Origin of the sequence: Roseixanthobacter psychrophilus, assembly GCF_043195195.1 — a bacterium.
GTDB lineage: Bacteria > Pseudomonadota > Alphaproteobacteria > Rhizobiales > Xanthobacteraceae > NCEH01.
Map to the genome: position 1 here is coordinate 240,691 of NZ_JBAFWT010000002.1, position 11,016 is coordinate 251,706.

The following is an 11,016-nucleotide window of genomic DNA, read 5'->3' on the forward strand; positions in this document are numbered from 1 at the left end:
GCTATCATGACCGCCCCGTCTTCCGAGTCGCTCGCCCATGGCCATCCGCCGCCTGCCGCCCGTCCTGATCGACCGCATCGCCGCCGGCGAGGTGGTGGAGCGGCCGGCTGCTGCGGTGAAGGAGATTGTCGAGAATGCGCTCGATGCCGGGGCCCGCGCCATCGAGGTGGTGATCGACGGGGGCGGCCGCAGGCTCATTCGCGTCAGCGACGACGGCGGTGGCATGGGACCGGACGAGCTGTCGCTCGCCATCGAGCGACACGCCACCTCCAAGCTGCCGACGGAAGATTTGCTGTCCATTTCCACCCTCGGCTTTCGGGGCGAGGCGCTGCCCTCCATCGGCGCGGTGGCGCGGCTCACCATCGCCAGCCGGCCGGCGGGGGCGCCCCATGCCTATGAAATCCGCGTCGAGGGGGGCGTTATCACCCCGCCGCGTCCGACCGCGCTCAATGGCGGCACGCGGGTGGAGGTGCGCGACCTGTTCTTCGCGACCCCGGCGCGGCTGAAATTCCTCAAATCCGACCGGGCGGAAAGCGCCGCCGCGCTCGACGTGGTGCGCCGGCTCGCGCTCGCGCGGCCGGATGTCGCCTTCACCATCGTCGCCGAGGAGCGCGGGCCCCTAACTTATCCCGCCCGCACCGCCGATGACGCCGGCCGGGCGCTGCGCATCGCCGATGTGCTGGGCGCCGAGGCGGGGCAGAATGTGATCCCCGTGCGGGGGGAGCGGGGCGGGGCGGTGCTGGAGGGCCTGGCGGGCCTGCCCACTTTCTCCAAGGCCAATTCGCTCTCCCAATATGTGTTCGTGAACGGCCGTCCGGTGCGCGACAAGCTGCTGATGGGCGCGATCCGCGGCGCTTATGCGGACCTGCTGCCCTCCGACCGCCATCCCCTGCTGGCGCTGTTCATCCGCCTCGATCCGCGCGAGGTGGATGTGAACGTCCATCCCGCCAAGACCGAGGTGCGGTTTCGCGACGGCGGCAATGTGCGCGCTTTGATCGTGCGTACCCTCACCGATGCGCTGGGGCTGCGGGCGCCGCGCACCGCCGGCAGCATGGCGGATCGGCTGGTGGCGTTCGCCCGGCCGCAGGAGCAAGCCGGCGCCATGCCCTTGCGGAGCGGCGGAGGGGGCATGGCGTCGGGGCCGGCTTGGGCGCCGCCCTTCGGTGCGCCCCGCCCAACGCCCGGCGCGCCCTATGATTGGCGGAATTCGCCGGCGCGCCCGCTGACCGAAAGCGAAATCGCGGATGGTGGATTCGCCGACGGCGGGGCAGGGGCCGGGCCCGCGATAGCGGGGCTCCAGGGCCTGCTGGATGTGGGCGCCCCCACCGCCGATGCTCGGCCCGGCGCCTCCCCCGTGGACGGCGCGGATCTGGACAAGCCGCTCGGCGCCGCGCGGGCGCAATTGCACGAAACCTATATCGTCGCCCAGACCCGCGATGGCGTGATCCTGGTGGACCAGCACGCCGCCCATGAGCGGCTGGTCTATGAGAAGCTCAAGGCCGCGCTCGCCCGCGACGGGGTGGCGCGCCAGGGGCTGTTGGTGCCGGTGGTGGTGGATCTGGAGCCCGCCGAGGCGGATCGGCTGACCGAGCGGGCTGGCGATCTTGCCGCCCTCGGCCTGGTGGTGGAGAGTTTCGGCCCCGGCGCCGTGCTGGTGCGCGAGGTGCCGGCGCTGCTGAAGGACGGCGACGTGACGCGGATCGTGCGCGATCTCGCCGAGCATGCGGCGGAATGGGACGATTCCCTGCCCCTGGAACGGCGCCTGTTGCATGTGGCGGCCACCATGGCCTGTCACGGCTCGGTGCGGGCCGGGCGCCGCTTGAAGGTGGAGGAGATGAACGCCTTGCTTCGGGAAATGGAATCGACCCCCAATGCGGGAGAATGCAACCACGGCCGGCCGACCTTCGTCAGCCTGTCGCTGAAGGACATGGAAAAGCTGTTCGCCCGCCGGTGAGGACCTACTAGGGCTAGTGGGCAAGCGGCGGCGGTAGCGGGTGGAGCGGGCGTTTCGTAAGGGGTCAAGGCCCGGCGGGACGGTGGCGAAAAAATGGCCGCCGGATGCTTCGCCGGCTGTGGATGACGTGCATAAGACGGCCGCGCGGGCGCTTGCGCCATCCACAGGCTCGCCGGCCCGGAAACCTCGCGGCCGCAAGGGCGTTAGGGGTTTATTAACAGGCTGTGGTCCACTATATTTAGTAGGCGAACGGCCTCGTTGGCCCCAAATCTGTGTTTGACGGAACCGGCAGACTCACACTAGCGTCAGCCACCTCAGCGGCGGACAAATCCTAAGGCTTCGGCCCGGACCCGACCGACGCGGTTCCCCAATCACAGCAGTCCGGCCAGGGACGGCGCACGCCGCCGTACCCGCTTTGTTGCGTACCGGTTGCGCCCTTTGAGCTAATATATGCCCCCAGGGGCGAGGAGCTTCGGTCATGCGCGTTGAACGCCGCTACACCACGGATGGACAGTCTCCCTACGCGGCCATTCCGTTCCGCGAGACGGTGAGCGAGATCCGCAATCCGGACGGTTCGGTGGTCTTCCGCCAGGAAGGCATCGAGGTTCCGGCCCAATTCTCCCAGGTCGCGAGCGACATCCTCGCGCAGAAATATTTCCGCCGCGCCGGCGTCCCCGCGCGCCTCAAGAAGGTGGAGGAGAATGCCGTCCCCTCCTTCCTGTGGCGCTCGGTGGCGGACGAGGCGGCGCTTGCCCATCTGCCCAAGGACCAGCGCGTCATCGCCGAGACCTCGGCCAAGCAGGTGTTCGACCGGCTCGCCGGAACCTGGACCTATTGGGGCTGGAAGGGCGGCTATTTCGACACGGAAGGCGACGCCCAGGCGTTCTTCGACGAGCACCGCTACATGCTCGCCATGCAGATGGTGGCGCCCAATTCCCCGCAATGGTTCAACACCGGCCTCCACTGGGCCTATGGCATCGACGGCCCGGGGCAGGGCCATTTCTATGTCGATTACCAGACCGGGGAGCTGACCGCCTCCACCTCGGCCTATGAGCATCCCCAGCCGCATGCCTGCTTCATCCAGTCGGTGGCGGACGATCTCGTCGGCGACGGCGGCATCATGGACCTGTGGGTGCGCGAGGCGCGCCTGTTCAAGTATGGCTCCGGCACCGGCTCCAACTTCTCCTCGCTGCGCGGCGAGGGCGAGAAGCTCTCCGGCGGCGGGCGCTCGTCCGGCCTCATGAGCTTCCTGAAGATCGGCGATCGCGCCGCCGGCGCCATCAAGTCGGGCGGCACCACGCGCCGCGCCGCCAAGATGGTGGTGGTGGATGCCGACCATCCCGATATCGAAGCCTATGTGGACTGGAAGGTCGCCGAAGAGCAGAAGGTCGCGGCGCTGGTCACCGGCTCCAAGATCAATGCCAAGCACCTCAAGGCCGTGCTCAAGGCCTGCGTAAATTGCGACGGCAACGGCGACGATTGCTTCGACCCGGAGAAGAACCCGGCCCTGAAGCGCGAGATCAAGGCCGCCCGCAAGGCCTGCGTCGCCGACGCCGCGATCCGCCGCATCATCCAATATGCCCGCCAGGGTTATAAGGACCTGGACCTCGCCATCTACGACACCGATTGGGACGGGGAAGCCTATCTCACGGTCGCGGGGCAGAATTCCAACAATTCGGTGCGCGTCACCGACGATTTCCTGCGCGCGGTGGAAACGGACGCCGACTGGAACCTGATCCGCCGCACCGACGGCAAGGTCTCCAAGACCATCAAGGCCCGCGAATTGTGGGAGAAGATCGGCTCGGCCGCATGGCATTGCGCCGATCCCGGCATCCAGTTCCACACCGCCGTGAACGACTGGCACACCTGCCCGGCGGGCGGCGAGATCCGCGCCTCCAATCCGTGCTCGGAATATATGTTCCTGGACGACACGGCCTGCAATCTCGCCTCGCTGAACCTGCTGCAGTTCCGCGACGCCGAGAAGCGCTTCGACGTCGAGAGCTTCGAGCATGCGGTCCGGTTGTGGACCGTGGTGCTGGAAATCTCGGTGCTGATGGCGCAATTCCCCTCGCGCCGCATCGCCGAACTCTCCTACGAATACCGCACCCTCGGCCTCGGCTATGCCAATATCGGCGGCCTGCTGATGTCGTCCGGCATCCCCTATGACTCGGCCGAGGGCCGCGCCATCGGCGGCGCCATCTCCGCCATTATGACCGGCATCTGCTATGCCACCTCGGCCGAGATGGCCGGCCAGCTCGGCACCTTCCCGGCCTATGACGCCAATGCCGAATCCATGCTGCGGGTGATCCGCAACCATCGCCGCGCCGCCTATGGCGAGACCGCCGGCTATGAGGATCTCTCGGTGCGCCCGGTGCCGCTCGACCACGCCTCGATCAAGGACGCGCGCCTCTCCGCCCACGCCAAGGCGGCGTGGGACAAGGCGCTCGACGGCGGCGCGACGCATGGCTATCGCAATGCCCAGGTTTCGGTGATCGCCCCCACCGGCACCATCGGCCTGGTGATGGATTGCGACACCACCGGCATCGAGCCCGACTTCGCTTTGGTGAAGTTCAAGAAGCTGGCCGGCGGCGGCTATTTCAAGATCATCAACCGCGCCGTGCCCGAGGCGCTGCGCGCGCTCGGCTATGGCGAAGCGCAGATCGCGGAGATCGAGGCCTATGCGGTGGGCCACGGCTCGCTCGCCCAGGCCCCGGCGATCAACCACACCTCGCTGCGCGCCAAGGGCTTCGACGATGCGGCGCTGGCCAAGGCGGAAGCCGCGGTGAAGAGCGCGTTCGACATCAAGTTCGCCTTCAACCGCTGGACCTTCGGCGAGGACGTCCTGGTGAAGTCGCTCGGCGTCGCTCCGACCCAGCTTGCCGATCCCAAGTTCGACCTGCTCGCCCATCTCGGCTTCACCAAGTCCGAAATCGACATGGCCAACGTGCATGTGTGCGGGGCCATGACGCTGGAGGGCGCGCCGTTCCTGAAGGCCGAGCATCTGCCGGTGTTCGACTGCGCCTCGCCGTGCGGCCGCATCGGCAAGCGCTCGCTCTCGGTGGAAAGCCACATCCGCATGATGGCGGCGGCGCAGCCCTTCATCTCGGGCGCCATCTCCAAGACCATCAATATGCCCAACGACGCCACGGTGGACGATTGCAAGGCGGCCTATCTGCTGTCCTGGCGCCTCGCCCTGAAGGCGAATGCGCTCTATCGCGATGGGTCCAAGCTCTCCCAGCCGCTCAACGCCCAGCTCGTGGCGGACGATGAGGACGAGGAGGATGGGGTCGAGGCGCTGGTCGCCCAGCCCGCCGCCGCCCGCACCGCCACGGTCAGCGAGAAGATCGTCGAGCGGGTGATCGAGCGCATCGTCGAGCACCGGGTGCGCGAGCGCGAGAAGATGCCCGACCGCCGCAAGGGCTATACCCAGAAGGCGGTGGTCGGCGGCCACAAGCTCTATCTGCGCACCGGCGAATATGACGACGGCGCGCTCGGCGAGATATTCATCGACATGCACAAGGAGGGCGCGGCCCTTCGCTCGTTGCTGAACAATTTCGCCATCGCCATCTCGCTCGGCCTGCAATATGGCGTGCCGCTGGACGAATATGTCGACGCCTTCACCTTCACCCGCTTCGAGCCCGCCGGCCCGGTGCAGGGCAACGACACGATCAAATACGCCACCTCGATCCTGGATTATGTGTTCCGCGAACTGGCGGTGTCCTATCTCGGCCGCAACGATCTCGGCCATGTGGACCCGGCCGAGACCGGCTTCGATGCCCTCGGCAAGGGCGTGGACGAGGGCCGGGCCCCGGCGTCCGCCGCCTCGCGCGTGGTCTCCAAGGGGCTGGTGCGCGGCAAGAACGTGAGCCTGCTGACGACCCCGCCGTCGGATCCCCGCGCGGCGGCCGACAATGTCACCTTGCTGCGCACCCGCACCGAGGGGGCGACCGCGCTCAAGGCCGAGCCGGAGCTATCCCCCGCCCTGCAGGAGGAGCCGCTGGCCGACGTGGCGCCGAGCCTTGAGATTAACGTCTCGACCTCGCTCAACTGGGGCGCGGCGCGCAAGGCGGATCGTCGCGCCGAAGCTCGCGCCAAGGGCTATGAGGGCGAAGCCTGCCCCGAGTGCATGAACTTCACCATGGTGCGCAACGGCACCTGCCTGAAGTGCGACACCTGCGGCGGCACCACCGGCTGTAGCTGAGGCGAGCGGCGCGGGGGCACCCGTTGGCTTTGAGGATGCTTCCTTTGGTTCAAAGTAACCAGGGGTAGCGTCCTCAATTTTCCGGAACGACGAGTCGGGAATCGGCAAATCGTTTCAATGTCAGCGTCGCATGCGCCGAGAGGCGGCTTGAACAGTTGCGAAGGACGCATCGTATTCGCAACGGTATCAAGCGGCAGCTTCCCGATGCTGTAATTCAGTTTTTGAATTCATCTAAGCCTCAGCGGTAGACTGAGTTATGAGTGGATCACCGCATCTCCTGACGGCAAACACGCAGTCCCCGGCGCGATGCGCCAGTCGGCGGGCAGGGCGAAGGTGGTGCGCAGGCCGAGGTCGCCGGCGGGGGTGATGCGCAAGGCGCGGCTTTCGGGGCTGCGCGCCACCCAGCCAAGATGCAGCACCCGGTCCAAAAGCGCGGAGCCGAGACGGCCGGCGAGATGCGGGCGGCGCTCGCTCCAGTCGAGGCAGGTCCGGCACAGCGGGCGGCGCGATCCACCCGCCGGCGCAAGGTCGATCCCGAAATCGCAGAAGAAGCGCTGCCCGGCCTCGGTCACGAGGCCCGCGCCGTCGCCGAGCACGACAAGATCGCGCTGGCAGAGCGCCTGCGCGATGGCCATGGCCAGCCGGCCGGCCATGTGGTCGTAGCAGGTACGCGCGAGCCGCAAAGCCTCGTCCCTGGGTCCGAGGGGATGGTGGCGCTTCGGTCCCGTGGCGGCGAGGGCCATCAGCGCATGGAGGGCCTCGGCGACCTCGGGCGAGGCCAGCCGGTAATAGCGATGCCGTCCCTGCTTCTCCAGCACGATCAGTTGCGCCGCCCAGAGCTTGGCGAGATGGCCGCTGGTGGTCTGGGCGGTGACCCCGGCGTGACGCGCCAGTTCGCCCGCCGTCAACGCCTGGCCGCCCATCAATGCGGAGAGCATGTTGGCGCGGGCGGCGTCGCCCATGAGGCTCGCCACCTCGGCAAGGGTGTTTCCGGAAACCACATTGGCCATGGTTCGAGCCTAGCGCGGGCAAGGCCGCCGGTCAGCAGGGAAAGGTTCGGCCCCGGCCGAAACATGCACGCCCCTGCGCGCGCTAGGACGGGGCAACGAAGCACCGGCATCAGCGGGACACGATGACACGACGTTCGAACCGGGCGATGGACCTTGCCCTGCTGCTCCTGCTCTCCACGGTGTGGGGCGCCTCCTACACCTTCATCAAGATCGGCGTGGAAACCATACCGCCGCTCACCCTGATCGCGGCGCGAACCGCGATCGCCGGGGCGATCCTCGCCGCGATCCTTGTTTGGCGCGGCGTGAGGCTGCCACGGGACGGGCGGAGCTGGCGGCGGTTCCTGGTTCAGGCCTGCCTGAACAGCGCCGTTCCCTTCACCTTGATCGCCTGGGCCGAGCAGACCACGCCCGCGGGGCTCGCGACGATCCTGAACTCCACCTCGCCGATCTTCACCTTTCTGCTCACAGCGCTCGTGACGCGGCACGAGCCGGTGACCTTTCTCAAGCTGTTCGGCGCCGCGGCCGGCCTGTTGGGCACATGCCTGATCGTCGGGGTCGAGGCGCTCGACGGCCTGGGACAAGAGCTTTTCGCCCAGTTCGCGATCGTCGCGGCAACGCTCTGCTATGCCGGCGCCGCGGTCTTCGGCAGGAGCTTCAAGGGTCTCGATCCCATGGTGCCGGCGGCCGGCTCGCTCATCTCCGGGGCGGCCCTTCTCGTTCCGGTGAGCCTCGTGGTGGATGCGCCGTGGACCCTTGCGCCGTCACTGATGTCGGTGCTCGCGCTGCTCGCGCTTTCGGTGGTTTCGACCGCGCTCGCCTTCGTGATCTATTTTCGCCTGCTGAACGCTCTCGGCTCCGTCGGCGCCACGGCGCAGGCCTATCTGCGGGTGCCCATCGGGGTCGCCATTGGCGTCGCGGTCCTGGGCGAGGCACTGAGCGCGACCGCCTGGATGGGGCTGGGATGCGTTGTTGTCGGGGTCGTCGCCATGACCCTGCCGGCGCGACCGCCCCGGGCAGCCCTCGCCCCCCGCGCGTGACGCGCCGGGGCTAGCGCGCGTCCATGCGGATCAAGGCGAGGCCGCTTTCGGGATCGTGGCGCTTGCGCAGGTGCGCCGGGCTTTCGGTGAGCATGATTTCCAGCGTGGGGCGCACGTGGGCCCGCGTGAGATGGCCGGCGAGGGCCGACCCGTCGCTGCGGCCGAGCACGGCATGGACATGCAAGGCGGGGGTGCCGTCGGGACCGAGCGCCACGTCGCCGGAGAAGGCGGCGACCTCCACTTGCTCCTGCACGGGGATTTGGAGGTATTCCTTACGCTCCCAGTCGAAATAGCTGAGCAGCGCCTCGCTGAACGCGCCGATGGCGGTGAACTGGGCGGCTGTCAGCTGCTCCTGTTGCGCGAATTTTTCCAGCACCGACATGGCTTCCTCGCCGGTCTCCAGAATGATCGCGTACGTTCGCAACGGGCCGTTTTCCGCAAGAAGCTTGCTCTGCATGAGGAGGGTCCTTGATCATTGACCTATGCCTTAGCAACCGAAAACCGGCGTCCGTGTTCCCTGAGACGTGCGCGGACGAGCCGCAAAAGCCGATGCGCCGGCGCCGGGGCGATGCTAATTCCAAGACAGATTCCAAGACAGATTCCTGCCAGATGGACCCGTGCGCATGAGAGACTTCGAGACCGGCGGCCGCTCGCTCGCCGTGGGCCGAAACGGCATGGCGGCGACCTCCCATCCCGATGCCACGCTGACCGCCGTGGAGATTCTCAAGGCCGGCGGCACGGCGATGGATGCGGCGGTGGCCGCCTGCGCCGTGCAGGGGGTGGTGGAGGCGGGATCGACCGGCATCGGCGGCGATTGCTTCGCGCTTTATGCGCCGGAGGGATCGACCCGGGTCGTCGCCTATAACGGCTCCGGCCGCACCCCCGCTGCGGCGACCCTCGATTGGTATCGCGATAACGGGCACACGACGATCGAGCGGCATTCGCCCCATGCGGTCACCGTGCCGGGCGCGGTGGAGGCCTGGGCGCGGCTGATTGCCGACCATGGCCGCATGAGCTTGCGGGAGGTGCTGGATCCAGCCATCCGCATGGCCCGCGCGGGCTATGGCATCACGCCGCGCGTGGCCTTCGACATCACGGGCCAGCTCGACCTGCTGCGGCGCGATCCCACGGCGCGGGCGACCTTTCTTGTGGAAGGGCAGGCCCCTGCGGTGGGCACGCTCCAGCATCAGCCGCTGCTGGCGCAGACGCTGGAGGCCATCGGCGAGGAGGGGCCGGACGCCTTTTATCGCGGCGCGGTGGCCGAAGACATGGTGGGCTATCTACGGGCGCGCGGCGGCCTCCACACGCTGGAGGATTTCGCCGCCGCAAAGGGCGAATATGTGACGCCCATCACGACCGTCTTCCGAGGCCGCACCATCTATGAATGCCCGCCCAACGGGCAGGGCGTCATCGCCTTGATGATCCTCAACATCCTCCAGCGCTTCACGCCGAAGCCGGATCCCCTGGACGCGGACAATTTGTTCATCGAGGTGGAAGCGACGCGGCTTGCTTATGCCGAGCGCGATGCGGTGCTGGCCGACCCGAGCATCTGCGCGGTGCCGGTGGAGCATCTGCTGTCCGACGCTTTGGCCGATACGCTGGCCGCCCGGATCGATCCGGCGCGGGCGGGGAAAATCACTCCGGTCCTGCCGGCGGCGGAGCATTCCGATACGGTCTATATCAGCGTCGTGGACAAGGACCGCAACGCGGTGTCCTTCATCAATTCCATCTTCAATCCCTACGGCGCCGGCCTGATGGCGCCCGGCTGCGGGGTGCTGTTCCACAATCGCGGGCAATGCTTCTCGCTCGCGGCGGGGCACCCCAATGCCATCGGCCCGCGCAAGCGGCCGCTGCACACCATCATTCCCGGCCTGGTGGCCGAGGACGGGCGCATCTGCTTGTCGTTCGGCGTCATGGGCGGGCATTACCAGGCCATGGGCCATGCCCATTTCCTGGCGAAGCTGTTCGACCACGGGCTGGATCTTCAGGCCGCCATCGATTTGCCGCGCCTGTTTCCACTGCCCGGCACCGCGACCGTGGAGATGGAGGCGCGGCTGCGCGCCAGCGTCGGCGCAGACTTCGAGCGCCGGGGCCTTCAGGTGGTCCCGCCCAACGCCGCCATCGGCGGGGCGCAGGCGATCGCCATCGACTGGGAGAACGGCACCCTGCTGGGCGGTTCCGATCCGCGCAAGGACGGCTGCGCGCTGGGGTATTGAGGCGCGGCGGTGCTTTCCCGCCGCGCGCGGTCTCGGCCGCAGAACGCAAGCTCTGCGGCGGCCTCACCGGGGGATGATCATCCCCCGGGCTCATTCCTGGGCGCTCATTCCTGGGCGATCTTGACACGCGCCTGTTCGTGCAGGGCGATCGCGTCGGGGGTCATGATGTCGCTGAAATCCTCCATCTCGTAGAGTGGGCGGATCTCGATCTCGCTCGGGCCGGACATCGGATTGGGGCAACGCTTCACCCAGTCCACGGCCTCAGCCATGTCCTTCACCTTCCATATCCAGAAGCCGGCGACCAGTTCCTTGGTCTCGGTGAACGGGCCGTCTATGACCGTGCGGCGCGCGCCGTCGAAGGCGATGCGCTTGCCGCGCGCGGAGGGCTTGAGGCCATCGCCGGCCAGCATGATGCCGGCCTCCGCCAGCTCGGCATTGAACCGGCCCATGGCTTCCACCAGTTCACTTGTGGGCATGACGCCCGCTTCGCTGTCGCCGGTCGCCTTTACCATCACCATCACGCGCATCGTCTCTCTCCTCGGCTGCGAGGCCGGGCGGCCTCTCGCGCAAGGACGACGCACTCGGCCGCCCGCCGACA

7 protein-coding genes are annotated in these 11,016 nt (G+C 67.8%); 4 read left to right on the forward strand and 3 right to left on the reverse strand.

The features are described 5' to 3' along the window. The first annotated feature begins 37 nt into the window (after positions 1-37). Together mutL and V5F77_RS03540 are read left to right on the forward strand one after the other, a co-directional pair. Positions 38-1,954, forward strand: a complete 1,917-nt coding sequence (gene mutL / locus V5F77_RS03535; RefSeq protein WP_429003937.1) for a DNA mismatch repair endonuclease MutL — start codon at positions 38-40, stop codon at positions 1,952-1,954. 478 nt (positions 1,955-2,432) lie between these two features. Beyond that, positions 2,433-6,155 carry a vitamin B12-dependent ribonucleotide reductase gene (locus V5F77_RS03540; protein WP_429003938.1) on the forward strand — a complete coding sequence of 1,241 codons (3,723 nt, stop codon included), beginning with the start codon at positions 2,433-2,435 and terminating at the stop codon, positions 6,153-6,155. Positions 6,156-6,409: 254 nt separating this feature from the next. Here the strand turns inward: V5F77_RS03540 and V5F77_RS03545 are convergent, their stop codons facing one another. Further along, positions 6,410-7,165 carry an ArsR/SmtB family transcription factor gene (locus V5F77_RS03545; RefSeq protein ID WP_429003939.1) on the reverse strand — a complete coding sequence of 252 codons (756 nt, stop codon included), beginning with the start codon at positions 7,163-7,165 and terminating at the stop codon, positions 6,410-6,412. Between the two features lie 122 nt (positions 7,166-7,287). On the opposite strand from V5F77_RS03545, the gene V5F77_RS03550 reads away from it, so the two are divergent. Then, a complete protein-coding gene (locus tag V5F77_RS03550) occupies positions 7,288-8,202 on the forward strand; it encodes a DMT family transporter (RefSeq protein WP_429003940.1) in 915 nt (304 codons plus the stop codon). A 10-nt stretch (positions 8,203-8,212) separates the two neighbouring features. Here V5F77_RS03550 and V5F77_RS03555 read toward each other — a convergent pair whose 3' ends face one another. Then, positions 8,213-8,659, reverse strand: a complete 447-nt coding sequence (locus tag V5F77_RS03555; RefSeq protein WP_429003941.1) for a PPC domain-containing DNA-binding protein — start codon at positions 8,657-8,659, stop codon at positions 8,213-8,215. Between the two features lie 166 nt (positions 8,660-8,825). Between V5F77_RS03555 and V5F77_RS03560 the strand changes: the two genes are divergently transcribed. Next, positions 8,826-10,418: a gamma-glutamyltransferase family protein gene (locus V5F77_RS03560; RefSeq protein ID WP_429003942.1), complete on the forward strand. Its 1,593-nt coding sequence runs from the start codon at positions 8,826-8,828 to the stop codon at positions 10,416-10,418. A 104-nt stretch (positions 10,419-10,522) separates the two neighbouring features. Here the strand turns inward: V5F77_RS03560 and V5F77_RS03565 are convergent, their stop codons facing one another. Continuing rightward, positions 10,523-10,945 carry a YciI family protein gene (locus V5F77_RS03565; RefSeq protein WP_429003943.1) on the reverse strand — a complete coding sequence of 141 codons (423 nt, stop codon included), beginning with the start codon at positions 10,943-10,945 and terminating at the stop codon, positions 10,523-10,525. Between the last annotated feature and the right edge of the window lie 71 nt (positions 10,946-11,016).